This is a genomic window from Pseudomonas sp. TNT3, from assembly GCF_010095445.2.
Lineage (GTDB): Bacteria > Pseudomonadota > Gammaproteobacteria > Pseudomonadales > Pseudomonadaceae > Aquipseudomonas.
On the sequence record NZ_WFGV02000071.1, the window covers coordinates 1 to 25,478 of the forward strand.

A 25,478-nucleotide genomic window follows, 5' to 3' on the forward strand; every position below is an offset into this window, starting at 1 on the left:
CCAATGGCCGCTTTGGTGCGGCTGCCTTTACGTGCAGCAACGGCACTACCGGCTGCGCCTGCAACACCCGCACCAATAGCTGCGCCGGTGCTGCCGCCCATGCTTTGGCCAACCACGTTGCCCAGTGCGCCGCCCAGACCACCACCGATTGCAGCGGTGCCGTCACCGGCCGCCATTGCGCCTTGAGCAACCAAAAGACCCAGAACCAGAGCGGGCAGTGTTAAACGCATGACGAAAACCTCAAAAAATAGGGGGGGAACCGAAAGCCGGGCATTGAATGCCTCAGCGGAGGAAACGTCCACACATATCCTCCGTTCTTCGAAATAGGCGACGGTTGGACAGCATTTTTTGAAAAGGTTTTATGACAGGCAAAAAAAAGCCCGCTGGGGAACGGGCCAGGTGTTGCTTTCTAACGGATGAGCTGAGAGTACGTAGGGTCGTGTGAAAAGTTTGTGAAAGATCCTGGCTGAAACACGCTCTGTGACATTTTCTTAAGTTATAAAAAACCCCGTTCGATGACGGGGTTTGACGAAGGGTTGCTTACTTCCTGGACGGTGCCGCTACCTTGGGTAAAAACTTGGCTTTAGGCCCGGGCCGCACCATGGCTTTCATCTTGCCGACTTTGATCTGATCTTCACCAAAGCTCGCTACGTACTCCGTCTGGCCACACTGCACGCAATTGTTGATCGGAAACTCGGACCCGTCGTCTTCGATATACGGTTCAGTCATCTTCTCGCCCCTTCAAAAGCGGGATCGACACCGGCAAGCCCTATTTGCCCGAAAAATATCGACCACCAAGTATTTTGAGACTAGCCGGTCATTACTGGACCTGTCATTCAGATGGCTACATGCCCGACGAATGGACCGCTTTTTTATTTGGACAAATGTCGAGCCAGCGCCTCGAATGCTGGCAACGTCACCGGATCATTCGCCGAGTTAGCCGCCACGGGATGGGAGGCATAGCGAACGATCACCAGCTCGTCCTTCGGGTCCACATAGATGCGCTGCCCATAGACGCCTCGCGCCATGAATGCACCGCCCTCCTTGTCCGTTACCCACCACATCGAGCGATAGCTCCAGCCTTTCAGCAGGTCATATCCCGCCTTGGCGAAAGCCTGTTTATCGGCTCCACGACGGATGTCCTCGACCACCGCCTTGGGCACGATCTGCTGCCCGTTAAACCGACCGTCATTGCGCAGCATCTCGCCGAAGCGGGCCAGGTCTCGCAATCCAGTATTCAAACCACCACCGGCGAACGGCGTCCCGATTGAGTCCACGGTGAAATACGCATCCTGCTCCGCTCCCAGGCGACTCCAGATCCGTTCCGACATTAACTGCGCGACGTTACGCCCGGTCACCCGAGCGATTACCCACCCCAGAACGTCGGTGTTGATGGTCTTGTACGCGAAGGCCTCACCGTGTTCGCCCTGCGGTTTTACCGTCTGCAAGAACTCGTAGTAACTTCTCGGGCCGCTGTAATCCTTGGGTTTGGGCAACGGACTCCCGGCGTTTGCATGGGCCCAGACCTCCGCATTCGGATCGGCATAGTCCTCGCTGTACTTGAGGCCCGTGGTCATGTCGAGCACCTGGCGCACCGTGGCGTTACCAAACGCAGAACTCGCCAACTCGGGCACATACTCGGCCACACGCTTGTTGGGGTCGATCTGGCCTTCTGCGACCAGCATGGCGCCCAAGGTGCCGACTACCGACTTGGTCACCGACATCGCGGCGTGCTGACCGTCCGGTTTAAGGACGCCAAAGTAACGCTCGTAGACCATTTTCCCACGGTGCATCACCACAATGCCGTCGGTGTAAGTGGCAGCAAGGGATTGCTCCCAGGTCATCGGCTCCTTTGCGCCCAGCGGCGTAAAGCTGATCGCGTCGATGTCCTTGCGCAGCGCGCTTTCCAGCGCAACAGGCGCGCCAAGGCCGCGGGAAACGTTGATCGTGGGCATCAGCTGTCGAAAGTTCGAGACGCTCCAGCGCATCGCCGGGAACTGGAAATAGCTGCCATCTTCGAAACGCACCGTGCGATCGGCGGGAGGGGGTGAGCCGACCATCCAGCCCAGTTTTGCGGGGTCGCTGGCTGCGGCGTCAGGGAACGCTGGCGGCGTGGAGGCATTGGCGATCGACGAAAGAACGGAAATCAACAGAGCGGCCGCTGATTTGATAACAGGGTATGAGGCAAAAGCGTTGGGCATGAGGTCGAGTCCGTTCGATGAATTTGCAATAAGTCTAAAGCGAAAAGGCGTACGTAAGTCCCGACTCACAAACTATTCATAAATCAGCGGCCGACTGAACGACCCGTTGCGCTTCGAGACGCTGATCGCGTTCATCAAGGGTCAACGACTGCACCACCACGCCTTCCAATTCGGTCTGATTTATCCATTCGAGCAGTACTTGCGCATCACGGCGCGATATCAGCGCATCCTTCGCCGATGGCAACAGCGCCAGCCGAGCGTCCAATGCCCCGCCTTTCAATCAGCGCCCCAGCCACCACACTCCATGGAAACAGGCCCTCGGATTACACAAGCACTCCGCTGGATTCCATCCCCTCTCCACCCTCGCCCAAGTAAAGATCAACCAAATCATTGAGTCGGCAGCTTTTCCAACGCGGCACGCAGTTCATCAGCATTGGCAAATGCCTTCTGTGCCACCAGGGTACCGTTTTCAAGCTGCAGCCAAAGTACCTTGTCTTCAGCTCCAGGGTAATTAGCTGCAACACTGCCATCGCGGTCGAGCACGACACGGTAGCTGTAATTACGCATGGACGGAATCGCAATGAACTTGCCGATCAACGAAGGCATTCGCTGCACATCAGCGAGGAAGATGACGTTACGTGCTTCCATATAGCCTTTAGGTTGATTTTCCAATGCAGCCTTCACCATCTTGGAGCCGTCCATACTTCGAGCTACCAGCAAGACGTGGGTTTTTTCGTCCAGGGTGTACGATTGGTCGTGCTGATCTTGTAAGGTCCAGGGTGTTAGGCGCTCACCAATAGTGGCCGCCATGGCCTGCATGGACAGCGCGCTCAACAGCAGCACAAGTGCAATTCTCACCGTTTAATACCTCTTTATTCAGGACAGGGTATTCGAATCGTGTTTAGCCTGAAGGCCTCAGCCACGCGAGGAGGTATGGTATCTGCGCTGACGGGGTAACGACATCTGCATTGTTACGGGTCATGTCGAGAACGAAGAGGGACGCAAGATTAGATGAGTCTGGCAGCTTCCAGGGCTTATTCAGGCGCATGCAAGCAGTCCCTCGAACGAGTTGTATGAAGGACAACCCACCAATACCCACTAACGATGAGGGGACTGGCTCCAGAACGCTCACACCGTCGGGAAAACGGACCAGAATTTCATAACATTCCGATTGGCTTTTTTCAGACGCCAGAAACCACAAACCCCCGACTTTCTCTAGGAAAATCAGGGGTTTGTGTTTACTTAATGTGGCGGTGAAGGAGAGATTCGAACTCTCGATACAATTTCTTGTATACACACTTTCCAGGCGTGCTCCTTAAGCCACTCGGACACTTCACCGTATCTCTTCAAACAAGTTCTGTCTGTCGAGGCGCGCTAATGTAGTCGAAACCTTTTCCGATGGCAAATATTTTTTTCAGAATTTTCATGCGGTTAGCGATTTAGTGGTTCCGGCTGTCTGCACACCATGGCAAACCTGCCAATCTCCGGCTCGGCACGGCCTTCTATATAGAGGCGAAGGTCTGCCGGGTGTGGCTGGCCAAGCCTGGCGCGTGGGTAAAGGGTGACTGGCGAGTCAGTCACGGCGCTTTACCTGGCCTGCGACGGTGGGTAACGTCTGCTTCAACTTTCATACAAGGAATAGCGTCATGAGTGAGTTGATTTCCTACCACCTCGAAGACGGTATCGCGACCCTGACCTTGAGCAATGGCAAGGTCAATGCCATCTCGCCGGACGTGATTACTGCGTTCAACGCTGCGCTGGATCAGGCCGTGACTGATCGCGCAGTGGTGATCATCACCGGCACACCCGGCATTCTGTCGGGCGGTTATGACTTGAAGGTGATGACGTCGGGTCCGAAAGAAGCCGTGGCGCTGGTGACGGCAGGTTCAACACTGGCCCGTCGCCTGTTGGCCCACCCTTTCCCGGTGATCGTGGCGTGCCCTGGGCATGCAGTCGCTAAAGGTGCGTTCCTGCTGCTGTCAGCGGATTACCGCATCGGCGTCGAAGGCGCCTTCAGCATCGGTCTGAATGAAGTGCAGATCGGCATGACCATGCACTACGCTGGAATCGAACTCGCTCGTGATCGCCTGCGTAAGTCGGCGTTCCATCGCTCGGTCATCAATGGCGAGATGTTCAATCCGCAGAGCGCGGTTGATGCAGGTTTCCTCGACGTGGTGGTCTCGGCGGATGAATTGCAGACCACCGCGCTGGCGGCAGCTCGTCAGTTGAAGAAGATCAACATGACCGCGCACAAGAACACCAAGCTCAAGGTGCGCAAGGCCTTGCTGGAGACGCTGGACAACGCGATCGTCCTCGATCAGGAGCATATGGGTTAAGTCCAAAGCTGCTCCATGGAAAAGCCCGACCGTCGTGTTGGGCTTTTTCTTACACGCTGTGTTGAAAAGCCTTCCACTGCTCTAGAACACGTCTGACCTATAAGTCGGAAACATGCGCTCAAACATCGCCTATCTCCTACCTCTATAGCGGCAATTGCTGAATAGAGTGCACATCCGTACACTGCGCCACCTTTCGTCTCGGTGGGCCAGTAGATGCTGTTTGTGTTTCGTATGTTATTGATGGGCCTGCACTTTATCCTGGCGGGTGTGCTGGGTGTGATTCTGGGTGTGTGCCGCCCGTTCAATCCGGACAACAGCCGCTTGTGCGCGCGTTTATACGCGTGGCCGGCCATGTGCATTTTGCGCCTGCGGGTGAAGGCGGAAGTCGGCCCCCTGATGGACAAGCAAGACAGTTGCGTGATCATCGCCAACCATCAGTCCAACTATGATCTTTTTGTGCTCGGCAACGTGGTGCCCCGTCGCACCGTGTGTATCGGCAAGAAGAGCCTGAAGTGGGTACCGCTGTTCGGTCAGTTGTTCTGGCTGGCCGGCAATGTATTGATCGATCGCGGCAATGCGCATAAGGCGCGTCAGTCGATGCTGACCACTACCCATACCCTGCAAAACAAGGACACCTCGATCTGGGTGTTTCCGGAAGGCACGCGCAATCTGGGCGAAGACCTGCTGCCGTTCAAGAAAGGCGCGTTCCAGATGGCGATCGCTGCCGGCGTGCCGATCATTCCGGTGTGCGTCAGCAGTTACGTCAAACACATGCGATTGAACCGCTGGAACAGTGGGAAGATTCTGATTCGCTCGTTGCCGGCCATTCCTACAGCGGGAATGAGCCTGGATGACATGCCCCAGCTGATCGCTCAATGCCGGGAGCAGATGCGCGAGTGCATCGCCTCGATGGACCGGCAACTGCAAGCTGCCTGAAAACAAACCCGCCCTGTGCGGGTTTTCTTTTGCCGGCGAACTCTCCCGATTTTGCTGACTCTCAACCTGCAGACAAGGCTAAGCTGATCACTGCCTGCCACGGCCATTTGCCAATAAAAGACTGCCAATAAGAAGTGAACCAACATCATGGGTAGAGTTGTTGCTGCTGCGGTTTACAGCGCGGGTAAGAAAGTCACCAATATCACCCTGGACGAAGGCGCAGCCTGGGCTGCAAAGCCTGACCACTTTGTCTGGATCGGCCTTGAAGAGCCCAGCGCTCAGGAGCTGACCAACCTGCAACGGCAGTTCAATCTGCACGAACTGGCCATCGAAGATGCCCTGGAAAAACACAGCCGCCCGAAGCTTGAGAGCTTTGGCGATGCACTCTTTATCGTCACCTATTCGCCCATCCGTGATGATCAGGGGAAACTCGAGTTCATCGAGACTCATATCTTTGCCGGCAACGGTTACATCATCACCGCACGCAACGGCCACTCGGCGTCCTACGCTTATGTCCGGCAGCGTTGCGAAGCGCGCCCGTTGCTGCTGGAGCATGGCGAGGACTTCGTCCTCTACGCCATCCTCGACTTTGTGATCGAGAACTATCAGCCCGTGGGCGAAGCGATTCATGCCGAGATTGATGAGCTGGAGCGCAACGTGTTGTGCAGTGCGCTGAACGAACGCGACATCCAGAAGCTCCACGGCCTTCGCCGCGATGTCCTGCGCCTGCGTCGTTATGCTGCGCCGATGGTGGAGATCGGTGAGGAGTTGCAGAAGCTGAGTTTTCCGTTCATCGACAAGAACATGCGCCCGTATTTTCGCGATGTGCAGATCCACGTCACGCGACAGATGGAAGACCTGACCACCCTGGCGGACATTGCCAGTCAGACGATCGAGGTGGGGGTGCTGCTGGAGGCGTCGCGCCAAAGCGTGGTGCAACGCAAGTTCGCAGCGTGGGCGGCGATCCTGGCGTTTCCGACGGCAGTGGCCGGGATTTACGGGATGAACTTCCAGAACATGCCGGAACTGACCTGGCACTACGGATATTTTGCGGTGTTGGGGTTTATTGCCGTGGGGTGCGTGAGTTTGTGGGCGAGTTTCAAGAAATCGGGCTGGCTTTAAAAAAACCGTGTGGCGAGGGGACTCGCCACAACTGCTCACGCCACTTTAAACCGCTTTGGCTTCAGGCTTGTGCGCCACAAACCGCATCATCCATTCCGCCACAGTGGCACCGTGGTGCTGATGCTCAAGACTCGCCACACCTTTCTGATAAATCTGCTCGCCCAGCGCTTGCTGACGGATATCCAGCAAGGCCCGGGAGTAATCGTGAATGAATTCCGGATGGCCCTGGAAGCACAGCACCTGATCGTTGATGTGGTACGCCGCAAACGGGCAGAAGTCGCTGGACGCGATCACGGTGGCATTTTCCGGCAGCGCAGTGACCTGGTCCTGGTGACTGATCAACAACGTCAGCTCTTCCACCACCGGACTCATCCACGGCGCCTTGGCCGCCAGTTTGTAGTTGTGCGTGCCGACGCCCCAGCCTTGGGTGGCTCGCTCGCTCTTGCCGCCCAGCAACAGCGCCAGCAACTGATGACCGAAACACACGCCCAGCAATTTGTCGCCGCGCTCGTAGCGGTTCAGCAGATAGGTCCTGAGGGTTTCGATCCACGGATCGGTGCCGAAGGAGTCGGCTTTGCTGCCCGTTACCAAATAGGCATCGAAGGTCAGGTCGTCACTGGGGTATTCGCCCTGCATGACGTTGTAGACCGTGAAGTCGGCCGCGATAGGCTGTTGCGTGAACAGACGCTGGAACATCTGCCCGTAACCCTGATATTGGTCGACCAGTTCCGGACGCAGGATGTCGGTTTCCAGAATGCAGATGCGTAACGACATAAAAAATACCTGACACGTGATGGGAATAATGCACACCCCAGAGCCTGCCTCGAAACACGGCAACAAGGCAAGCCCCGAAAGCGTCATCCTCCCTTAGAACGTGCTTCCCTGCGCCGCCTTCTCCAGCAGTAATGCCGGTGGCGCGAAACGCTCGCCGTACTCCTCGGCCAGGTATTGCGCACGGGCGACGAAGTCCTTCACGCCGTACTGATTGATGAATTGCAGCGCGCCCCCGGTCCATGCCGCGAAGCCGATACCGAAGACCGAACCGACGTTGGCATCCGCCGTGGAGGTCAGCACGCCCTCTTCCACGCAACGCACCGTTTCCAGGGCCTGCACGAACAACAACCGATCACGCACGTCCTTGGGTGAAATCTGCCCGTCGGCTTTCTCGAAACGGGTTTTCAGTTCTGGCCACAGGTGCTTCTGTCCGCCGGCGGGGTATTCATAGAAACCACCCCCCCCGGCTTTGCCCGGACGCTTGTATTCATTAAGCAACAGGTCGATCACCGCGAACGCCGGGTGCTCGACCAGCGGCTTCCCTTCGGCCTGCAGGTCCTTGGCGGTTTGCTGGCGAATATGGCTCATCAGGCTCAGGGACACCTCATCGGAGATCGCCAGCGGCCCGACGGGCATGCCGGCCTTGCGCGCCTCGGTTTCGATCATCGGCGCGCTGACACCTTCGCCGAGCATGGCGATGCCTTCGTTGGTAAACGTACCGAAGACGCGAGAGGTGAAAAAGCCGCGACTGTCGTTCACTACAATCGGGGTTTTCTTGATTTGCAGGACAAAATCGAAGCCGCGTGCCAGGGTTGCATCGCTGGTATTGAGGCCTTTGATGATTTCCACCAGGGGCATTTTTTCGACCGGGCTGAAGAAATGCAGGCCGATAAACTTCGTCTGGTCCGCAACGGCGGTGGCGAGGCCGCTGATGGGCAAGGTCGAGGTGTTGGAGGCTATGACCGCGTCCACGCCGACGATTTCTTGCGCGGTCCTGGAGACCTTGGCCTTGAGCTCACGGTCCTCAAACACTGCTTCGATGATCAGGTCGCAACCGGCCAGATCAGCATCGTTTTGCGTCGGTAGAATCCGCGCCAGAATCGCTTCCCGTTGCTCGGGGAGCATCTGCCCGCGAGCGACTTTCTTGTCGAGCAAAGCTTCTGAGTGAGCCTTGCCCTTCTGCGCCGCCGCCAGCGTGATGTCCTTGAGCACCACGTCTATCCCCGCCGAGGCGCTGACGAAGGCGATACCGGCGCCCATCATCCCGGCACCCAGCACACCGACTTTTTTCGTCACGTAAGGCGCGAATCCCTGAGGTCGCGAGCCGCCGGCGTTGATTTCGTTGAGCTGGAACCAGAACGTGCCGATCAGGTTTTTCGAGACCTGGCCGGTGGTCAATTCAGTGAAGTAGCGGGTTTCGATCAAGTGCGCCGTGTCGAAATCGACCTGGGCCCCTTCGACTGCCGCGCAGAGGATTTTTTCCGGGGCGGGCAGGCAGCCCTGGGTTTTGCTGCGCAAGATCGAAGGCGCAATGGCCAGCATTTGCGCGACTTTGGGATTGGAAGGCGTGCCGCCGGGAATCTGGTAGCCCTTTACGTCCCAGCGCTGCACAACGGCCGGATTGGCCAGAATCCAGGCGCGGGCCTTGCTCATCAACTCGTGACTGTCCGTCGCCAACTCGTCGATCAAACCGGCCTGCAACGCCTGTTGCGGCCGGACTTTCTTGCCTTCGAGCAGATATGGCAAAGCCTTTTCGATCCCCAGCATGCGCACCATACGCACCACCCCGCCACCACCCGGCAGCAGGCCGAGAGTGACTTCTGGTAAGCCGAGTTGTACGGAAGAGTTGTCCAGTGCGACGCGGTGATGACACGCCAGGCAGATTTCCCAGCCGCCACCCAGGGCCGCGCCATTGATCGCGGCGACCACCGGTTTGCCGAGGGTTTCCAGGGTGCGCAGCTGGCCTTTGAGGGTCAGTACCATGTCGTAGAAAGCTTTGGCTTCGGGCTTGCCGACCTTGATCAGTTCATTGAGGTCGCCACCGGCGAAGAACGTTTTCTTGGCCGAGGTGATGATGACGCCGGCAATCGAGTCTTTTTCAGCAACCAATCGGGCGACACAGGCGGCCATGGCGTCGCGATAAACCGCGTTCATGGTGTTGGCGCTCTGGCCCGGCATGTCGATGGTCAGGACGACGATCTGGTCCTGGCCCTTTTCGTAACGGATGGCTTCGGTCATGGCAATTTTCCTTGAATTCGGGGCTCAGAGGCGTTCGATGATGGTGGCAATGCCCATGCCGCCACCGACGCACAGCGTCGCGAGGCCATAGCGCAAGTGCCGGGCTTCCAGTTCATCGAGCAAGGTGCCCAGAATCGCGCAGCCAGTGGCGCCCAAGGGGTGGCCCATGGCGATGGAACCGCCGTTGACGTTGACCTTCTGCGGATCGATGGCCATGTCCTTGATGAATTTCAATACCACGGAGGCGAAGGCCTCGTTGACCTCGAACAGGTCGATGTCTTCGGCCCGCAACCCGGCCTTGGCCAAGGCTTTGCGCGTGGCCGGCGCGGGTCCTGTCAACATGATCGTGGGATCGGTGCTGGTGACTGCCGTGGCGACAATTCGCGCCCGCGGTTGCAAACCCAGCGCCCTGCCCTTCGCTTCAGACCCGATCAACATCAGCGCGGCGCCATCAACGATCCCGGAACTGTTGCCCGGCGTGTGCACGTGGTTGATCCGCTCCACGTGGCTGTAGACCCTGAGCGCCGTGGCATCGAAACCCATTTGCCCCATCATTTCGAAGCTTGGCTTGAGCTTGCCCAAGCCTTCCAGCGTCGACTCGGCGCGAATGAATTCGTCGTGATCCAGCAGGATAATTCCGTTCTGATCGCGCACCGGCACCAGTGACTTGTTGAAGGAACCGTCAGCTCGCGCCCGTGCAGCTTTCTGCTGCGAATGCAGCGCGTAGGCGTCGATATCCTGACGGCTGAAGCCTTCGAGCGTGGCGATCAGGTCGGCCCCTACACCCTGCGGCGTGAAGTGGCTGTGCAGGTTGGTCTCAGGGTCCAGCGCCCAGGCGCCGCCGTCGCTGCCCATCGGTACGCGGGACATCGACTCGACGCCGCCGACCACCACCAGGTCTTCGAAACCTGAACGCACTTTCATTGCGCCGAGGTTCACGGCCTCCAGTCCCGATGCGCAGAAGCGGTTGATCTGCACACCCGCGACGCTCACGTCCCAGTCCGCCACCTGTGTCGCCGTCTTGGCAATGTCCGAGCCTTGATCGCCGATGGGCGTCACGCAGCCCAGAACCACGTCGTCGACCTGACTGGTGTCCAGGGACGTGCGTTGTTGCAACGCCGTCAGCAACCCGGCCACCAGGTTCACCGGTTTGACGCTGTGCAAGGCGCCATCAGCCTTGCCCTTGCCCCGGGGCGTGCGCAACGCGTCGAAAATCAAAGCTTCGGTCATGACGTCCTCATTTTTCTTGTTGTTGAGATCTTCCGATCTTTTGATTTTTGAGAAGCCTTCACCATAGGCCGAGCCCTCGCAGATTCAATGACCACAACGCTCAGCGAGATTGACGGACACGCTCAGACGGACGGTAGTGAGCTACCGGATTAACCGTTTCAGGTCACCGAGCTGTCTAGCAAAAGGGCGGCAAAGAAGCTGGCAATACGCCTCATGTCTTTTTAAAAGCCTTGGGCGCTATATCCATATGAAATGGATCTAAGCCACGGGTGACGCGGGCCCTAAGGTGAACATGTACGAAGTTGTCGTCGGGTTTTGCCGAGGCGCTCGTCAGACAGGAAGTGAATCGCTCTGCCGTCATGGAAGCAATGCAGGCAGGCATCAGGAAATAACAATAAAGGCGGTCAAGCCATGTTCAAACAATCGAAAGTACGTCAAGCCGGTCTCATTCTTTTCGCCACCACGCTGTTGTTGATCTTGCCGAACCTGACCAAGGTGCTTGGCTAGAAAGCTCTTAAAATACGGCGCAACTATTTTATCGCCTCATGAAAATGTGAATGGCTCGGTACCCGGGCCGACGTGGGTGTGCCAACCTTTGCGGCACTCCCACGACATGGACGGCGATCTTTTGAAAACGCTTCTACTGCTCGGGGCCTTGCTGCTCAGCACGCCCCTCTTCGCCGCACAGCTGGAACTGCAGCTGGGCGCGAACCAACGCACCTGGCAAACCGAGGAGCTGCTCAAGCACCCAAACGTCCAGACCATCACGATTGCCAACGACGTTTCCTACAAGCGTGAAATGACCTATCGCGCGGTGCCCTTGGCGGCGTTGTTGACCGGCATCACGCCTGACGACCATCTGCAAGCCGTGGCGCTGGACGGGTTCGCTGCTGAGTTGGCCGCAGGGCCGTTGCTCAATGACAAGGGTGCCAGGGCGTGGCTGGCGATTGAAGACCCGGCCAGGCCTTGGCCGGCGCTGTCCGAGGGCAAGCACAGTGCGGGGCCGTTTTATCTGGTCTGGACGGATCCGCAGGCCGGCAATATCAGCCCTGAACAGTGGCCATTCGAGGTGGCAAGCATCAAACAACTGGCACCTGTGGCCGAGCGCTTCCCTGCCTTGTTACCTGATCCCGCGTTGAAAGCGGACGACCCGGTGAACCAGGGGTTTGCGTTGTTTCAGAAAAATTGCCTGGCCTGTCATCGATTGAACGGCGCCGGGGATTCGCAGTTTGGTCCGGACCTGAACATTCCGTTTAACCCTACCGAGTATTTCGGGGCTGATTTCCTGAAGCGCTACATCCGTGATCCGCAGAGTTTGCGGCAGTGGCCGCAGGCGAAGATGCCGGGGTTTACGGAGCAGGTGCTGCCGGACGGGGATCTGGAGATGTTGGTGGGGTATTTGAAGCACATGGCCGGGCGCAAGGTTAAGCCCTGAAATCAGGTTGCCCGGGCCGCTACCTCGTGAGCAGACACCTACTGGAGAACACATTCTCCTGTAGGAGCTGCCGAGTGAAACGAGGCTGCGATCTTTTGATCTCGACCTTTAAAACAAGATCAAAAGATCGCAGCCTCGTTTCACTCGGCAGCTCCTACAAGGGATCGTCGGTGAACATAGAGTTGTATGTTGCACCGGACAATTGCGCCAGGAATTACTGCTCTTGCACCGAAATAAACGGCATCGGCGTCGGCGATACAAACACCTTCGCGTGCATCTGTTCACTCCCGCCGCCCCGGCGCATTCCGCGTACCGGGCACGCGTCCAGATAATCCAGACCCACCGCCAGTTTCAAATGCCGTTCTGGCCGCGCCAGCTCGTTAGTCACGTCGAAGCTGTACCAGGCGTCATCCAGCCAGGCTTCCGCCCAAGCGTGGCTGGCCAGGTGCTCGCTGTTCTCGCTGTACAGATACCCCGACACATAACGCGCCGGAATGCCCAGGCTACGGGCGCAGGCGAGGAAGGCGTGGGTGTGATCCTGGCAGACGCCAGAACGTCCGGCGAAGGCCTTGGCAGCGCTGGTGTCGACTTCAGTAGAACCCGGCGTGTACGTCATGTAGGCGTTCAAGCCATGCATCAGGTCGATCAACGCCGTGCGATCCCGACGCTTCTTGCACTCTTTGTCGGCGAACGCGCGCAAGGCTTCGTCAGGCTCGGTCAAACGCGTGAACCGCAGGAACGGCAGCGCCGATTGACTCTCGTGTTCGGCTTCCCGCAGCTCGTCGATATCGACCTGGCCACGGGCGCCAATGATGATCGCTTCATGGGGCTCGTCCATGGTCAGTACGTGCAGGATATTGCCGAACGGATCGAGTTGCGCACGCACCGGGCGCGGCAGGTCAAGTTGCCAGCTAAGCACGTGCTGCCGCTCGCTATCGTGGGGTGTCAGCCGCAGGTACTGGATGCTCGCCCGCACCTGATCTTCGTAGTGATAGGTGGTCTCGTGGCTAATGGAAAGTCTCATGCAGCCTCCAGGTAAGAAGTGTGTATGGCGTTACCCAACTGGCGCACCAGCGGGATGAACTCGGTCAGCCAGGCGTGCAGGCCTTCGTCGAGAATTTCATTGATGCCGGTGTAGCGCAGGCGTGCATCCATTTCTGCGGCCAGGCGTTGCGCGGGACGTCCGTTGGCCCCGGGTAACTGGGCAAGAATCTGGTCGATTTCTTCCGTGCAGGCGCGCAGGGATCGTGGAACGTCCGCACGCAGCAACAGCAACTCGGCCACGTGCCGGGCACCGGGTGCATCACGATAGATTTCGGTGTAGGCCTCGAAGGACGACAAGGCCCGTAACAGCGCGCTCCACTGGTAATACGCGTGAGCCGTGCCGTCGCTCACGGCTTCAGCTTGATCACCGGCCATTTCGTATCGGGCGTCGAGCAGGCGCAGCGTGTTGTCCGCACGTTCGATGAAGGTGCCCAGGCGAATGAACCGGAAGGCATCGTTGCGCATGATCGTGCCGTAGGACGCGCCGCGAAACAGGTGGGAACGTTCCTTGATCCATTCACAGAAACGGCTCATGCCGTAGCGACTCAAACCTTGATCGGCAATCCCGCGAATTTCCAGCCAGGTGGCGTTGATGTTTTCCCACATGTCCGCGGTGATTCGGCCACGCACCGCATGGGCACTGGCCCGCGCCGCGCCCAGGCAGCTGTAGATGCTCGCCGGGTTGGCAGCGTCCAGGGCGAAGAAATGCAGCAAGCGTTCGGCATGCAGATCGCCGTGGCGCTCGAGGTAATCGTCCAGGGTGCCGGTGATCAGCAGCGGCATCGCGAGTTCGTGCAACCCGTCACCGCGGCCATCCTGTGGCATCAGTGACAGGGAGTAACTGATGTCGAGCATCCGTGCGAGGTTCTCCGCCCGCTCCAGGTAACGCGACATCCAATACAGATCCGAGGCAGTTCTACTTAACATGGCAAGCTTCCTTCAATCCTCGACTACCCAGGTGTCCTTGGTTCCGCCGCCCTGGGAGGAATTCACCACCAAAGAGCCTTCGCGCAGGGCGACACGGGTCAAACCACCGGGCACGACCCGGGTTTCCCGGCCAGACAACACAAACGGACGCAAGTCGATGTGGCGTGGAGCAATGCCGTTTTCAACAAAGGTCGGACAGGTCGACAGCGACAAGGTCGGCTGCGCGATGTACGCGTGGGGCTTGGCCTTGATGCGTGCGCGGAACGACTCGATTTCCGCTGCGGTCGCCGCTGGCCCGACCAACATTCCGTAGCCACCGGACCCCTGGGTTTCCTTGACCACCAGATCTGGAAGATTGGCCAGCACGTGGGAAAGTTCAGAAGGATTACGGCACTGGAACGTCGGCACATTCTTCAGGATGGGCTCTTCATCCAGATAAAAGCGGATCATGTCGGTGACAAAGGGATACACCGACTTGTCGTCCGCCACCCCGGTGCCGATGGCATTCGCCAGCACCACATTGCCCGAGCGGTAGGACGACAGCAGCCCCGGCACGCCGAGCATCGAGTCCGGGTTGAACGCCAGCGGATCGAGGAAGGCATCGTCGAGACGACGGTAAATCACGTCGACGGCTTTTGGTCCGTCGGTGGTGCGCATGAACACCTTGTCGTCCCGCACGAACAGGTCCGCACCTTCCACCAGCTCAACGCCCATTTCCCGCGCCAGAAACGCATGCTCGAAAAATGCACTGTTGAAGCGCCCCGGCGTCAGCACCACCACGCTCGGGTTATCGATCGGGCTGGAGCTTTTCAGCGTGTCGAGCAGCAGGTTGGGATAGTGGTCGATGGGCGCAATGCGCTGGGCCGAAAACAGTTCGGGGAACAGCCGCATCATCATCTTGCGGTCTTCGAGCATGTAGCTGACGCCGCTCGGCGTTCGAAGATTGTCTTCGAGCACGTAATAGGTGCCGTCGCCGTCACGCACCAGATCGACGCCGGAGATGTGGCTATAGATATCCCGGTGCAGATCAAGCCCTTGCATCGCCAACTGGTACTGCTCGTTGGCCAGCACCTGCTCGGCCGGAATGATGCCGGCCTTGATGATGCGCTGCTCGTGGTAAAGGTCGGCGAGGAACATGTTCAACGCCTTGACCCGCTGGATACAGCCGCGCTCAACGACGCGCCACTCGCTGGCGGGAATGCTGCGCGGGATGGTGTCGAAAGGAATCAGACGCTCCGTGCCCTGCTCGTCACCGTAGAGCGTGAAGGTAATTCCGGCGCGGTGAAACAACAGATCGGCCTCGCGTCGACGTTGCGCCAGAAGCTCGTCAGGCGTCTCGGCAAGCCAGCGGGCAAACTCCCGGTAATGCGGGCGGACCTGGCCGCCGGCATCGTACATTTCATCAAAATAGGTGCGGATCATGCCGTACTCCTTGTCACCCGGACATCTAGGCATCGCAAGGCCCGTGCCATCGGCATAAACGCTTTGATATCAATCGGTTGGATAAACGCCTCAGCTATACCGCACCAATCCTGTGCGGCAAATGCCCCAACCTGATCGCCCCCGCTCCATTGCGAAGCAATGCTGTTGCTATCACCAGCATAGTCAGAGTTGATTTCACTGCTTGGCTGAGGCCGCGGATAATTGGCGCATTCGCTGGAAAAGCTCACCGAACTTCCCTTTTAGCCGCCTGTTTTGGGCGGCTTTTTTTTGCCTTTTGAAATGTTATGAATCAAAGACAAGAGCAAAAGATGTTTATCAAGCGCAAACGAAAACGGCCAACCCGAAGGTCAGCCGTTGCTGAGTAATGTTGCTGTTCATAGTGTTATGCGAGTAGCCCTCGTACCTCCTGCTTCACGCCCCATCCTTCGATGATGCCGCCCAGAGGCTCAACCACCGCCTCGAAACCCTGCTCGAAATCGCCAATGTCATCGTAGGTGGCGTACATGACCTTGCTCAGTTCCAGCGCCCAGGCGCCGTCGTCGCGCACGCTGATTTGCGCATTCAAGGATTCACCACGGTAGTGACCTGCTGCTCTGCGAGCCCGCTCCTCGTCGGGAAAAATGGCGTAGAACTCGATGGGATGGAATTTTGAAAAGTCGAAACCGCCTTCTTTCATGCGGCGCAGCACGCTGCTGCTGATGTCTTCTTGATAGGCTGTGCTCATGAAACGTCCTCCTGAATCCGATGGATAGACTTTCCGTACTCCCGACGCCCTCAGCCGATTGGTGAGGGCGATACGACAACCAGGTTGCCGATGGGAACAAGCATGTAGCTGACAAGACCAGACCTTAGCGATCCAATCGCTGATCTCGCTTGCAGAGTAGCCCTTTGACCGAGCAGCTGCCAAGGCCTGTTATCAATGTGACAGGAGTTGTATCAGACGGGAGTAATGCCGAGGATTTGTATGCTGTTCTGGGTTTTGAGACTTTTGACGCTTGCATCATCGGTTCGCCCTTCCAGATCGTTCAGATCCAGTTCGGCAGCGACCGGCAGGAGACGGGCCTTGATGAGTTTGGCGGCGTGCTCGTTATCCGGGCACTCGTCGCACTCAAAAACTTCGTCGACTGTTTCACCGTGATCATCCACGAAAGTGATTTTCCACTTTTGCATCACTGCCTCCTCGATAAAACCCGCAAGTGGGCTTACATGTATCTGGACTTTTACGCTGAGTGATCGTTCAAACGGATGCGCGTTGATATGAAAAATAGAACGTGTGGGAGCGAGCCTGCTCGCGATGACGGCGGCATATTCAGCAAGCATGTGAAAGACAGACCGCATCGCGATGCAGGCTCATTCCTACAGAGAAAAGTGTCGGATTTGCATGTTCGATCAGATCCGCACATTACCCCGTGGTCCGGCGATGGCCCAGATAATCAGGCCCAGAACCGGCAGCAGCAGAATCAGCAGCACCCAGACGATTTTCATGCCGGTTGATGCGCCACTTTTCAATACGTTGATGATGGCCCAGATGTCCAGGGCGAGAATAATCAGGCCAATCAGACCGTTGAACGTGGAACCCATGGTGACGCTCCCTAAGAGTGGTTTGCCCTCTTAGGATAGCCGGCCCTCACAAGGGTTCCGTTTTATTAGCCGTTTGCTGGCTTAAACGTGGATGGCGACTTTGAGCGCTTCCAGGGATGGCGCAGCGGCAATGCCGATTTTGGCGCACAGCTCAAGCACGCGCGGTACATCGTTGCCGAACACGAGCACCACTTGCAGCTCGTCATCGAGCAGCTGGCTGAAGTTCATCAGCACATAGCCGCCATTCTCTTTGTTCATGCTGCCCATCTGCACCTGAATGCGATTAAGCGCGGTCAGGTCCTCGGTTTTGGCCAGCTGCTTGGGCTTGATGTTGAAGTCGACACCCGGGCCGAACGAGGCGACGATCTGGGCGAACAGGTCCATGTAGGTGTCCGCCTGGAACAACACCGTCTCCGGCAGACTGCCCACCACCACCCATTCGCCCAGCGGGATCGGGAAGGTGTCGTCGTAGTTGATGTCCGGATTGGCCGTCAGAAATGCCTCTGGATCGGCGTAGGCCTGGGCCGCTTCGTCTGCCACCTTGAGGATTTCGTCATCGCTCATGCACCCGGAGCTGATTTTAGTGATGAGTTCGACGAGGGCGGCTTTCATGGGATGGAATCCTGTAGCGAGGGAATTTTGAAGGCGCGAAGGATAGCGCATAACGCCCGGCAATTCCCGTACACCGCCTCGCAGGGAACCTTGACGCACATCAAGATTCGTCGGCTTCAGTAGCGGCACAATAATGGCACCTTGCCAAAACTGTTTCCGCTATCAGAGAAGACCTCCATGGGTGCCTGGCTTAGCAACATCTCGTTGAAGTACAAATTCTGGGCGGTTAACGCTGTCGCCTTCGTCACCACCCTGTTGCTGGTGTTGTACGCCGTACAACTCGAACAACAGGCGCGCAGTCACGCCGCCCAGGCGTCAGCCCAGGCCCAGGCACGATTGCTCAATGCCTGGCCTGCCGGGCAACCGCTGCCCAAGGTCGATAACCTGCTGACGTTCAGGCGTGGCGAAGCGCCGATGCTGGAGGGTCAACCGATACAGGAGCTGGCCAGTGCCAATGGCTGGGTCGAATTGAATTCGATGCCGGTGTTTGGCGATAACCCGCTGATGGGCGCCGACGTCTTCACCCGGGCCGATGGCCAGTCCGTGGCGCTGGTTGCGTATGGCCCGAGCCTGACCCAGGTGTTCGGCGAACGGTTCGCCAACTATGCGGTGGCGGTGTTCATCCTGATGCTGGCCATGCTGGGCGCCTCGCAGTTGTTGATCCGCTTCCTGCTCAGCCAACTCAATACGTTGAAAGACGTGATGCTGCATGTTGAAAAAACCGGCGACCTGTCCGCGCGTGTCCCACTGGCTTGCACCGATGAAGTCGGCCAGATGGCCAGCGCGTTTAACGCGATGCAGGCCGGTTATCAGCGCGTGGTCACCACCGTTGCCAGCACTGCTCGGCACCTGGATGACGGCGCAGCGCGTCTGGCGTCGAGCATGGACGAGGTGCGTCACGGCATGCTCGGCCAGCAAAGTGAAACCGATCAGGCCGCCACTGCCATCAACGAGATGACCGCCACTGTTTATCACATCGCCCAGCACGCTGGCGCAACCCGCGACCTTTCGCAAACCGCTGACACCCTGGCCGGCAGCGGTCAGGCCGTGGTCAGTCGTGTGCAGCTATCGATTGCCGGGTTGTCTTCAGGGGTGCAGCAAACCGCCGGAATGATTCAGCGCCTGGCCGAGGACAGTCAGAAGATCAACGGCGTGGTCGGGGTGATTCACAGCATCGCCGAGCAGACCAACCTGTTGGCACTGAACGCCGCCATTGAAGCGGCTCGTGCCGGTGAAATGGGCCGTGGTTTTGCGGTGGTCGCGGACGAAGTGCGCAACCTGGCCAAACGTGTGCAGTCTTCGACAGACGAGATCACGATCATGGTCTCGGCGCTGCAAGCCGGAACCCGCGACGCCGTGGATTTCATGCAGGACAGTTCGCTCAAGGCTGACGAATGCGTGCAACAAGCGCTGGAGGCCGGCGCGGCACTGGCACAAATCACCAGCGCCGTGGCGCAGATGCGCGAAAGCAATACGCAGATCGCGGTGGCGGCCGAGCAGCAGAGCCAGGTGGCGGAGGAAATGAACCGGGCGGTGGTGAGTATCCGGGACGTGACCGAGAACACGGTGGCGCAGACCGTCAATTCGGCGACTACCAGCAATGAGTTGGCGGCGCTGGCAGGGGAATTGAGTAAGGCGATAGGGCAGCTCAAGCTGTAAGGGCCCCTTTGCGAGCAAGCTCCCACAGCTTGTTTTGTGTTGACTGTCCTTTTCGGGAACCCCACGAACCTGTAGGAGTGAGCCTGCTCGCGATGGCGGTGGGTCAGGCAAAGATGTTGTCGACTGACAGGACGCCATCGCGAGCAGGCTCACTCCTACAGTTTGTTTTGTGTCGACGGGCGCGATCAGCATCAACCCTTTGCCCATGATCGCTATCACATCGATAGCCAACCTCGATTCGCCGCCCCTCCCCGCCGGGCCTATTCTTCAATCATGTGTTCAACACGGATTGAGGAGAAACATCATGGGTAAACGTCATCCCAACCTTCCCGCCTGGCAATGGCGTGCGTACCCGAACAATCATCAGCACCCGACCAATCTGGTGCTGCATCTGATTGCCGTGCCGCTGTTTATCGTGGGGTTTCTGCTGATTGTTTCCGGCGTGTTCGGCCTGAGCCTGGTGAACATCGCCATTGGTGTCATCGGCCTGCTGGCAGCACTGGCCCTTCAGCGCCATGGCCACCAGCTCGAAGAGCAAGCCGCTGAACCGTTCAGTGATCGCAAAGATGCGCTGTCGCGGTTGTTTGTCGAGCAGTTCGTAACCTTCCCGAGGTTTTTCCTGAGCGGCGGTTGGTGGCGCGCCTGGCGTGAGCGCCACCGCCGCCATTGATCAGGCGAAAATCGTCACGGTTTGCCGGCTCATCGCAATCAACTGACCGTCCGCGCTCCACAGCTTCGCGGCTGCATGACCGTAGCCGTCAGCGGCGTATTCGATGTCGACGAGGTACTTGCACCAGTCCAGCGTGCTCAGTTCAAGGACCGGCTGGACGAATTCGATGGTCCAGGTCAGCGTGCTGCCCATCGCCGGTTTTTTCAGGTGCGGCAACAACGCCGGCGGCCAGGCATCGACCAGCGCCAGGATATGCGACTCGCTGACAGGCTCTTCTTTCACGTCCCCGCGTAAACGCACCCAACCGCCCATTTCCCGCGACGTGTTGCCGGTGAACGGCAGGCCACCGACGCTCCAGCGCATCGCCAGATGGCGCATGAATTCCGGGGTGATGCCCTTGATGTACGGTAACTCCTGGCAGTTGTCCCAGTGTTTCATTTCCGGCGCGGGTTCGGCGGGTACCGACACTTCGGACGGGCGTGACGCACCGAAGCTGCCCTGGATCAGCGTTACGACCTGCCCCTTCTGCATGGCCCGGCCCAGCACCTGACTGACGGCCTTGCCTTCGCGCAAGACATCCACTTCAAAACTGACTGGCACGTCCGGCTCGACCGGCCCGACAAATGTGATTGCCAGCGATCGTACCGGGCGATCGGCCGGCACCTTGGCGCGCATGGCTTCATATTGCAGCGCGGCGACAAGGCCACCGAAACTGGCGCGCCCTTGAGCCCATTCAGCCGGAATAGACAGCTCCAGCGGCTGGCTGCGGACGGCGTCGAGCAGATCGGAAAAACGCATGAAGACCTCGGAGCAGAAAAAGAATGGAGGAATGTTAACCAGCCAGAGAGGGCGATACAGCGCTTATACCGGCCAAAAGCACTGACATAAGAGCCTTGGATGCAGGGTCGCGTTCGGACGATCCTATGCACGCGGTTCCCTGTAGGAGCTGCCGAAGGCTGCGATCTTTTGGTTTTTGGCTTATTTGACGGCGCAGAAGATCAAAAGATCGCAGCCTTCGGCAGCTCCTACAGGGGACCGCGTTTATTCCAAAAAAAAACGTACGCAGACAGAGTGTTCGACAGCCACAGGGGGACCGCGTGGTTTATTTGAAGCAGGCAGCGCTGAGTTTGTCGAGAACCCGATCGGCGCTACGTTCAGCCTCGGCCATGGTTTTGTGCCAGGTCGAGACGCACGGTTGCAGATCCGCTTCTTCTTCGGCACGGGCCAGCCATTGCCAGCAATCGTGCCAATCGCCCAAGGCCCCTTGCGCCGATTTCAGACGCGGCATCGCCGCTTTCGGCAGACGATCCAGCTCGGGATAGGATTCGATACCGTAGCGCACGCGCTTGATCAGCAAGCGCAAGCGATGACGGTCGTGGGCCGGATCGTGCAGCGCTTCATCGAGTTTTTTCCACTGTTTGGCCAGGCGTTTTTCAACGCGCTTGCGCAATCCCTTGAGCAAACCCTGGCGCTGGGAGGCCCGAAGAAAGCGCGAAAACGCATCGATGATCATCAGCAGCTGCGCAAGCTCGGGACTCGCGGCCACGGCGGGATAGGCTTCGGCCATCTGCGCCATGCGCCGTTGCGCCGCTTGCGGTTGATCATGCTCAAGCAGATAGGCCGCCAGCACTTCCCGATCACGTAGCGGTGTGGTCAGGTCGCCCACCCCGGACGCCGCCACTTCCAGCTGTTCGACACCCGGCAATCCGCGCAACGGTCGCAACAAGCTGCGCAAACGGCGCACCGTGGTGCGCAGGTCATGCAACGCTTCCGGGTCCGTCCGGGCATTCAAGCGTGCCTGACAGGCCATCAGACGGACTTCAATGCCCAGTACCTGAGCCACTAACCGATCAACCAACGCAGACATCGCTTTCTCCCTGATTCGAATGGCCCTCGAGCATCACATCATGCCTTAACGCCCGGCGCGTGACTCACGAATGTAGAAGCGCGCTTTCTCGGCCTTTTTGGTGCAGCCTTCGTACGCCTCGAACTGCTGCTGGGTCTTGGCGCCCGTCAGCAGTGACAGCGCCTTGGAGTAACTGACCGTGCCGGCGAAACCCTCGGCCTTGGCCAGGTCCAGCTCATGCCACGCCGCATCGATACCGCTACCGCAGCTTTCACGGTACGCGGTTTTGCCGGCACATCCTGCAAGCGCCATGGCGATCAGGGGTACACAGATCCAGGCTTTCATCACTCACACCTCAAAGATAGGTAAACAGTCGTGCAGGTAAGACGGTCTGGCGCAGGAAAAGTGCCTTGGCCCCACTGCTGAAACTACAGCGCTGGCGAGGATACTCATCTGGCGCCACGGGGTGTCGAAAAAACGACGTCTTCACCCTCTCGAGCGACCTTGGCGATTGTAGCCTGCCCCCCGTTGGGTGCATTGTTAAACCTTGTCAGACGAGGGCGATTCATGAAAAAGCGTGTCGCACTGGTACTGGGCTCAGGTGGCGCCCGGGGCTATGCCCATATCGGTGTCATTGAAGAGATCGAAAGACGTGGTTATGACATCGCTTGCATCGCTGGTTGCTCCATGGGGGCAGTGGTTGGCGGGATCTACGCGGCGGGAAAACTCAACGATTATCGCGACTGGATCGAGAGCCTGGATTATCTCGACGTCTTGCGGCTGGTGGACGTCAGTTTCCGCCTGGGGGCAATTCGTGGCGAAAAGGTGTTCGGGCAGATCCGCAAGATCGTCGGCGAGATCAATATTGAAGACCTGCGCATTCCGTACACGGCCGTGGCCACCGACCTGACCAATCAGCAGGAAATCTGGTTCCAGGAAGGTTGCCTGCATCAGGCGATGCGGGCGTCGGCGGCGATTCCCAGCCTGTTCACGCCGGTCATGCAGGGCAATCGCATGCTGGTGGACGGTGGCATTCTCAACCCCCTGCCGATCGTGCCGGTGGTGTCGAGCCATTGTGACCTGATCATCGCGGTCAACCTCAACTCCACCAACCAGCGTCACTACCAACTTCCCGTGATCCAGCGGCCGGCGGCGTTCAAAAGCCGTTTCGACAGCTTGATCAATTCCCTGGGCTCGAAGCTGCCGTTCCGCCGTAAGCAGGCGGAGCAATTGCTCGCGCTGGAACAGGAAGCGCTGAAAGCGCAAGGGGCAGATATCAATCCGTGGATCGAGTCCGCCGAACCCGAAGCGCAGCAACCGGCTGCGGCGCCGGAATCCACGGGCGCGCCGAAGTCAGCCACGGGCTCGTTCATCATCGATAACGTAGGGCCGGCGTCCCTGCTGGATTTGATCAACCAGAGTTTCGAAGTGATGCAGACGTCTCTAGCGCAGTACAAGATTGCCGGCTACCCGCCGGATATCCTGATCAACGTGCCGAAGCGGGTGTGCCGGTTTTTCGAGTTCTACAAGGCGCCGGAATTGATCGCCCTGGGGCGCGAGATTGCTCGGGATACGATGGATCGGTATGAGGCTGAGCAGTCGCGGGATTCTTGAAGATCCTCGGTGAATGTCAGGGCCTCATCGCGGGCAAGCCGGGCTCCCACAGGTTTTGCGATTATCACAATAGTTGTGAAGGATGCTAATCCTGTGGGAGCCGGGCTTGCCCGCGATGGGGCCGGATCATTCACTGCAAAATCTAAAGGTTATCTTCACTCAACAACCGATACCCCACCCCCGCCTCGGTCACAATAAACCGTGGCTGTGTCGGATCATCCGCCAGCTTCTGCCGCAAATGCCCGACGACAATGCGCAGGTAGTGACTGTCTTCGGTATGCGTCGGCCCCCAGATATCCTTCAACAATTGCTGCTGGGTAATGACCCGCCCGGGATGCCGTGCCAGCTGTGCGAGCACCGCGTACTCCTTGCGGGTCAAGGCGACTTCGACGCCATCGAGCAACACCCGGCGATACGCCAGGTCCACGGTCAACGGCCCGAAGGTCAATGCCGCTTGCTGTGCTTCACCCGCCGGCGCCTGACGCAGCAACGCACGCACCCGCGCCAGAAACTCCTGGATGCCAAAAGGCTTGGTCACGTAATCATTGGCACCACCGTCCAGCGCTTCGACTTTCTGCCCTTCACTGGCGCGTACCGACAGCACCAGCACCGGCACCGCCGACCACTCGCGAAACTCGCGCAGCACCTGCTGACCGTCCATGTCCGGCAGGCCAAGGTCGAGCACCAGCAAGTCCGGTTTGTTCAATGCAGCCTGCGCCAATCCTTCAGTACCGGTACCGGCTTCCAGCACTTTGTAGCCCTGGGACACGAGACTGATGCGCAGGAATTTGCGGATCTGCGGTTCGTCGTCGATGACCAAAATGGTCGCGGTCTGGCTCATGGTTTCTGATCGCAGCTGGGGAATGTGCAAAGGGTATCAGGCTTCATCTTCAGCGCTCAGCTTCAAATGAAGGCTGTTCTTGCAGAGGCAAGTTCAAGGTGATGCAGGTGCCGCGCCCGTCTATCCCGTCGGCGACACTGATTCGCCCACCGTGGGCACCAACCATCCCCTGGCAAATCGCCAATCCCAGACCGGTGCCCTGCCCTCCCCGATCACCCCGTGCGGCGGTGTAGAACATGTCGAAAATCTTCGCTCGCTCCTCTTCCGGAATACCGGGCCCTTCATCGCTGACCGAGAAAAACAATTCACTGTCGTCGGCACCGGCACGCAGCAACAGTCGCCCGTGAGCCGGCGAAAAACGCGCGGCATTTTCCAGCACATTGACCAGCGCCTGTTCGATCAGCGCGGCGTGGACAAACAACAGCGGCAATTGCGCCGGCACTTCGGTGCTCACCTGCAACGGCGCGAGCACGGCGCGCAGGCGGTTCAGCGAACTGCCGACGATGTCCGCCGGCGACACCCAATCCCGCGCCAGCTTCAGCGCGCCGTGGCCTAGACGCGTCATGTCGAGCAGGTTCTGAATGTAGCGATCCAGACGCTCGGCTTCATCGCGCGTGCCTTCGAGGAGTTCGCGACGATCCTCCAGCGGGATGGCTTCACCCAGCGCCAACAAGCTGTCGATGCTGCCACGCATGGACGTCAGCGGCGTGCGCAAATCGTGGGACACCGACGCCAGCAGGGCGCTGCGCAGTTGCTCGGTTTCGCCGTGCAGGCGTGCTGCTTCCAGGTCCTCAGCCAGTTGCGCACGGGCCAGTGCCTGGGCCAGCGGCTGGCTCAACGCGGTGAGCAAACGTCGACGCTGGCCGCTCAAGGTCTGACCCTCTTTGGCGCAGACGCCGAGCAACGCCAGCGGACCGTCTTCCACCGACAGCGGCCACCACCACCAGCGCCCGAACGGCAATGTCCCGG

At 58.7% G+C, this 25,478-nt stretch carries 26 protein-coding genes, 1 tRNA gene and 1 pseudogene; 7 read left to right on the forward strand and 21 right to left on the reverse strand.

What is annotated here, in order from left to right; all coding sequences use genetic code 11:
- The 6 genes and pseudogenes from GBC55_RS26785 to GBC55_RS26810 all read right to left on the reverse strand — a co-directional run.
- Positions 1-230, reverse strand: a pseudogene (locus GBC55_RS26785) (bacteriocin); the annotation flags it as partial.
- 310 nt (positions 231-540) lie between these two features.
- On the reverse strand, positions 541-729 hold the full coding sequence (locus GBC55_RS26790; protein WP_162440578.1) for a hypothetical protein: 189 nt from the start codon (positions 727-729) through the stop codon (positions 541-543).
- A 143-nt stretch (positions 730-872) separates the two neighbouring features.
- Positions 873-2,201 (reverse strand): serine hydrolase, encoded by a 1,329-nt coding sequence (locus GBC55_RS26795; protein WP_162440579.1) that lies wholly within the window; start codon positions 2,199-2,201, stop codon positions 873-875.
- A gap of 76 nt (positions 2,202-2,277) precedes the next feature.
- Entirely contained in the window at positions 2,278-2,466 is a 189-nt protein-coding gene (locus tag GBC55_RS26800; protein ID WP_162440580.1) for a hypothetical protein, read from the reverse strand.
- A gap of 122 nt (positions 2,467-2,588) precedes the next feature.
- Positions 2,589-3,059, reverse strand: coding sequence for an FAD/FMN-containing dehydrogenase (locus GBC55_RS26805; protein ID WP_162440581.1), 471 nt, complete (start codon positions 3,057-3,059; stop codon positions 2,589-2,591).
- A 390-nt stretch (positions 3,060-3,449) separates the two neighbouring features.
- A tRNA-Ser gene (locus GBC55_RS26810) sits at positions 3,450-3,539 on the reverse strand.
- Positions 3,540-3,847: 308 nt separating this feature from the next.
- Here GBC55_RS26810 and GBC55_RS26815 point away from each other — a divergent pair.
- From GBC55_RS26815 to GBC55_RS26825, 3 genes are all read left to right on the forward strand, one after another.
- Positions 3,848-4,537, forward strand: coding sequence for a crotonase/enoyl-CoA hydratase family protein (locus tag GBC55_RS26815; protein ID WP_162440582.1), 690 nt, complete (start codon positions 3,848-3,850; stop codon positions 4,535-4,537).
- 213 nt (positions 4,538-4,750) lie between these two features.
- A complete protein-coding gene (locus GBC55_RS26820; protein WP_162440583.1) occupies positions 4,751-5,473 on the forward strand; it encodes a 1-acylglycerol-3-phosphate O-acyltransferase in 723 nt (240 codons plus the stop codon).
- Between the two features lie 147 nt (positions 5,474-5,620).
- On the forward strand, positions 5,621-6,595 hold the full coding sequence (locus tag GBC55_RS26825; protein WP_162440584.1) for a magnesium and cobalt transport protein CorA: 975 nt from the start codon (positions 5,621-5,623) through the stop codon (positions 6,593-6,595).
- A 45-nt stretch (positions 6,596-6,640) separates the two neighbouring features.
- On the opposite strand, the gene GBC55_RS26830 is transcribed toward GBC55_RS26825, so the two are convergent.
- The 3 genes from GBC55_RS26830 to GBC55_RS26840 all read right to left on the reverse strand — a co-directional run bounded on the left by GBC55_RS26830 (position 6,641) and on the right by GBC55_RS26840 (position 10,837).
- Positions 6,641-7,369 (reverse strand): amidotransferase, encoded by a 729-nt coding sequence (locus tag GBC55_RS26830; RefSeq protein WP_162440585.1) that lies wholly within the window; start codon positions 7,367-7,369, stop codon positions 6,641-6,643.
- A 93-nt stretch (positions 7,370-7,462) separates the two neighbouring features.
- On the reverse strand, positions 7,463-9,607 hold the full coding sequence (locus GBC55_RS26835) for a 3-hydroxyacyl-CoA dehydrogenase NAD-binding domain-containing protein (protein ID WP_162440586.1): 2,145 nt from the start codon (positions 9,605-9,607) through the stop codon (positions 7,463-7,465).
- Between the two features lie 24 nt (positions 9,608-9,631).
- Complete coding sequence (locus GBC55_RS26840) at positions 9,632-10,837, reverse strand: acetyl-CoA C-acetyltransferase (protein ID WP_162440587.1); 1,206 nt, start codon at positions 10,835-10,837, stop codon at positions 9,632-9,634.
- 613 nt (positions 10,838-11,450) lie between these two features.
- Between GBC55_RS26840 and GBC55_RS26845 the strand changes: the two genes are divergently transcribed.
- The gene (locus tag GBC55_RS26845; RefSeq protein WP_162440588.1) at positions 11,451-12,272 is read left to right on the forward strand and encodes a cytochrome c; all 822 of its coding nucleotides are present in this window, start codon (positions 11,451-11,453) and stop codon (positions 12,270-12,272) included.
- 214 nt (positions 12,273-12,486) lie between these two features.
- Here GBC55_RS26845 and GBC55_RS26850 read toward each other — a convergent pair whose 3' ends face one another.
- The 7 genes from GBC55_RS26850 to GBC55_RS26880 all read right to left on the reverse strand — a co-directional run bounded on the left by GBC55_RS26850 (position 12,487) and on the right by GBC55_RS26880 (position 17,879).
- Positions 12,487-13,296 (reverse strand): transglutaminase family protein, encoded by an 810-nt coding sequence (locus GBC55_RS26850; protein ID WP_162440589.1) that lies wholly within the window; start codon positions 13,294-13,296, stop codon positions 12,487-12,489.
- On the reverse strand, positions 13,293-14,243 hold the full coding sequence (locus GBC55_RS26855) for an alpha-E domain-containing protein (RefSeq protein ID WP_162440590.1): 951 nt from the start codon (positions 14,241-14,243) through the stop codon (positions 13,293-13,295). The genes GBC55_RS26850 and GBC55_RS26855 overlap by 4 nt, the downstream gene beginning before the upstream one ends.
- A 12-nt stretch (positions 14,244-14,255) precedes the next feature.
- Positions 14,256-15,665: a circularly permuted type 2 ATP-grasp protein gene (locus GBC55_RS26860; protein ID WP_162440591.1), complete on the reverse strand. Its 1,410-nt coding sequence runs from the start codon at positions 15,663-15,665 to the stop codon at positions 14,256-14,258.
- A 403-nt stretch (positions 15,666-16,068) separates the two neighbouring features.
- The gene (locus GBC55_RS26865) at positions 16,069-16,410 is read right to left on the reverse strand and encodes a ribonuclease E inhibitor RraB (RefSeq protein WP_162440592.1); all 342 of its coding nucleotides are present in this window, start codon (positions 16,408-16,410) and stop codon (positions 16,069-16,071) included.
- A gap of 212 nt (positions 16,411-16,622) precedes the next feature.
- Positions 16,623-16,856: a hypothetical protein gene (locus tag GBC55_RS26870; RefSeq protein WP_162440601.1), complete on the reverse strand. Its 234-nt coding sequence runs from the start codon at positions 16,854-16,856 to the stop codon at positions 16,623-16,625.
- Between the two features lie 219 nt (positions 16,857-17,075).
- Positions 17,076-17,267, reverse strand: coding sequence for a PLDc N-terminal domain-containing protein (locus GBC55_RS26875; protein ID WP_028622263.1), 192 nt, complete (start codon positions 17,265-17,267; stop codon positions 17,076-17,078).
- Positions 17,268-17,348: 81 nt separating this feature from the next.
- Positions 17,349-17,879, reverse strand: coding sequence for a hypothetical protein (locus GBC55_RS26880; RefSeq protein ID WP_162440593.1), 531 nt, complete (start codon positions 17,877-17,879; stop codon positions 17,349-17,351).
- A 177-nt stretch (positions 17,880-18,056) separates the two neighbouring features.
- On the opposite strand from GBC55_RS26880, the gene GBC55_RS26885 reads away from it, so the two are divergent.
- Both GBC55_RS26885 and GBC55_RS26890 read left to right on the forward strand, forming a co-directional pair.
- Positions 18,057-19,538: a methyl-accepting chemotaxis protein gene (locus tag GBC55_RS26885; protein ID WP_162440594.1), complete on the forward strand. Its 1,482-nt coding sequence runs from the start codon at positions 18,057-18,059 to the stop codon at positions 19,536-19,538.
- Positions 19,539-19,842: 304 nt separating this feature from the next.
- A complete protein-coding gene (locus GBC55_RS26890; protein WP_162440595.1) occupies positions 19,843-20,208 on the forward strand; it encodes a terminase in 366 nt (121 codons plus the stop codon).
- Here the strand turns inward: GBC55_RS26890 and GBC55_RS26895 are convergent, their stop codons facing one another.
- From GBC55_RS26895 to GBC55_RS26905, 3 genes are all read right to left on the reverse strand, one after another.
- The gene (locus tag GBC55_RS26895; protein ID WP_162440596.1) at positions 20,209-21,006 is read right to left on the reverse strand and encodes an acyl-CoA thioesterase domain-containing protein; all 798 of its coding nucleotides are present in this window, start codon (positions 21,004-21,006) and stop codon (positions 20,209-20,211) included. It lies immediately after the preceding gene.
- A 304-nt stretch (positions 21,007-21,310) separates the two neighbouring features.
- Positions 21,311-22,075 carry a CHAD domain-containing protein gene (locus GBC55_RS26900; protein ID WP_162440597.1) on the reverse strand — a complete coding sequence of 255 codons (765 nt, stop codon included), beginning with the start codon at positions 22,073-22,075 and terminating at the stop codon, positions 21,311-21,313.
- 45 nt (positions 22,076-22,120) lie between these two features.
- Positions 22,121-22,399: a hypothetical protein gene (locus tag GBC55_RS26905; RefSeq protein ID WP_162440598.1), complete on the reverse strand. Its 279-nt coding sequence runs from the start codon at positions 22,397-22,399 to the stop codon at positions 22,121-22,123.
- Between the two features lie 222 nt (positions 22,400-22,621).
- On the opposite strand from GBC55_RS26905, the gene GBC55_RS26910 reads away from it, so the two are divergent.
- On the forward strand, positions 22,622-23,668 hold the full coding sequence (locus GBC55_RS26910; protein WP_162440599.1) for a patatin-like phospholipase family protein: 1,047 nt from the start codon (positions 22,622-22,624) through the stop codon (positions 23,666-23,668).
- A gap of 142 nt (positions 23,669-23,810) precedes the next feature.
- Here the strand turns inward: GBC55_RS26910 and GBC55_RS26915 are convergent, their stop codons facing one another.
- Together GBC55_RS26915 and GBC55_RS26920 are read right to left on the reverse strand one after the other, a co-directional pair.
- Complete coding sequence (locus GBC55_RS26915) at positions 23,811-24,509, reverse strand: response regulator (RefSeq protein WP_162440600.1); 699 nt, start codon at positions 24,507-24,509, stop codon at positions 23,811-23,813.
- Between the two features lie 49 nt (positions 24,510-24,558).
- On the reverse strand, positions 24,559-25,478 hold a 920-nt coding region (locus GBC55_RS26920), incomplete at its 5' end, for an ATP-binding protein (protein WP_247267016.1).

What these genes read in the sequence shown, in the direction of transcription:
- GBC55_RS26790 (WP_162440578.1), bottom strand. Translation starts at nt 729, where the DNA reads ATGACTGAACCGTATATCGAAGACGACGGGTCCGAGTTTCCGATCAAC.
- GBC55_RS26795 (WP_162440579.1), bottom strand. Translation starts at nt 2,201, where the DNA reads ATGCCCAACGCTTTTGCCTCATACCCTGTTATCAAATCAGCGGCCGCT.
- GBC55_RS26815 (WP_162440582.1), top strand. Translation starts at nt 3,848, where the DNA reads ATGAGTGAGTTGATTTCCTACCACCTCGAAGACGGTATCGCGACCCTG.
- GBC55_RS26820 (WP_162440583.1), top strand. Translation starts at nt 4,751, where the DNA reads ATGCTGTTTGTGTTTCGTATGTTATTGATGGGCCTGCACTTTATCCTG.
- GBC55_RS26825 (WP_162440584.1), top strand. Translation starts at nt 5,621, where the DNA reads ATGGGTAGAGTTGTTGCTGCTGCGGTTTACAGCGCGGGTAAGAAAGTC.
- GBC55_RS26830 (WP_162440585.1), bottom strand. Translation starts at nt 7,369, where the DNA reads ATGTCGTTACGCATCTGCATTCTGGAAACCGACATCCTGCGTCCGGAA.
- GBC55_RS26835 (WP_162440586.1), bottom strand. Translation starts at nt 9,607, where the DNA reads ATGACCGAAGCCATCCGTTACGAAAAGGGCCAGGACCAGATCGTCGTC.
- GBC55_RS26840 (WP_162440587.1), bottom strand. Translation starts at nt 10,837, where the DNA reads ATGACCGAAGCTTTGATTTTCGACGCGTTGCGCACGCCCCGGGGCAAG.
- GBC55_RS26845 (WP_162440588.1), top strand. Translation starts at nt 11,451, where the DNA reads ATGGACGGCGATCTTTTGAAAACGCTTCTACTGCTCGGGGCCTTGCTG.
- GBC55_RS26850 (WP_162440589.1), bottom strand. Translation starts at nt 13,296, where the DNA reads ATGAGACTTTCCATTAGCCACGAGACCACCTATCACTACGAAGATCAG.
- GBC55_RS26855 (WP_162440590.1), bottom strand. Translation starts at nt 14,243, where the DNA reads ATGTTAAGTAGAACTGCCTCGGATCTGTATTGGATGTCGCGTTACCTG.
- GBC55_RS26860 (WP_162440591.1), bottom strand. Translation starts at nt 15,665, where the DNA reads ATGATCCGCACCTATTTTGATGAAATGTACGATGCCGGCGGCCAGGTC.
- GBC55_RS26865 (WP_162440592.1), bottom strand. Translation starts at nt 16,410, where the DNA reads ATGAGCACAGCCTATCAAGAAGACATCAGCAGCAGCGTGCTGCGCCGC.
- GBC55_RS26870 (WP_162440601.1), bottom strand. Translation starts at nt 16,856, where the DNA reads ATGCAAAAGTGGAAAATCACTTTCGTGGATGATCACGGTGAAACAGTC.
- GBC55_RS26875 (WP_028622263.1), bottom strand. Translation starts at nt 17,267, where the DNA reads ATGGGTTCCACGTTCAACGGTCTGATTGGCCTGATTATTCTCGCCCTG.
- GBC55_RS26880 (WP_162440593.1), bottom strand. Translation starts at nt 17,879, where the DNA reads ATGAAAGCCGCCCTCGTCGAACTCATCACTAAAATCAGCTCCGGGTGC.
- GBC55_RS26885 (WP_162440594.1), top strand. Translation starts at nt 18,057, where the DNA reads ATGGGTGCCTGGCTTAGCAACATCTCGTTGAAGTACAAATTCTGGGCG.
- GBC55_RS26890 (WP_162440595.1), top strand. Translation starts at nt 19,843, where the DNA reads ATGGGTAAACGTCATCCCAACCTTCCCGCCTGGCAATGGCGTGCGTAC.
- GBC55_RS26895 (WP_162440596.1), bottom strand. Translation starts at nt 21,006, where the DNA reads ATGCGTTTTTCCGATCTGCTCGACGCCGTCCGCAGCCAGCCGCTGGAG.
- GBC55_RS26900 (WP_162440597.1), bottom strand. Translation starts at nt 22,075, where the DNA reads ATGTCTGCGTTGGTTGATCGGTTAGTGGCTCAGGTACTGGGCATTGAA.
- GBC55_RS26905 (WP_162440598.1), bottom strand. Translation starts at nt 22,399, where the DNA reads ATGAAAGCCTGGATCTGTGTACCCCTGATCGCCATGGCGCTTGCAGGA.
- GBC55_RS26910 (WP_162440599.1), top strand. Translation starts at nt 22,622, where the DNA reads ATGAAAAAGCGTGTCGCACTGGTACTGGGCTCAGGTGGCGCCCGGGGC.
- GBC55_RS26915 (WP_162440600.1), bottom strand. Translation starts at nt 24,509, where the DNA reads ATGAGCCAGACCGCGACCATTTTGGTCATCGACGACGAACCGCAGATC.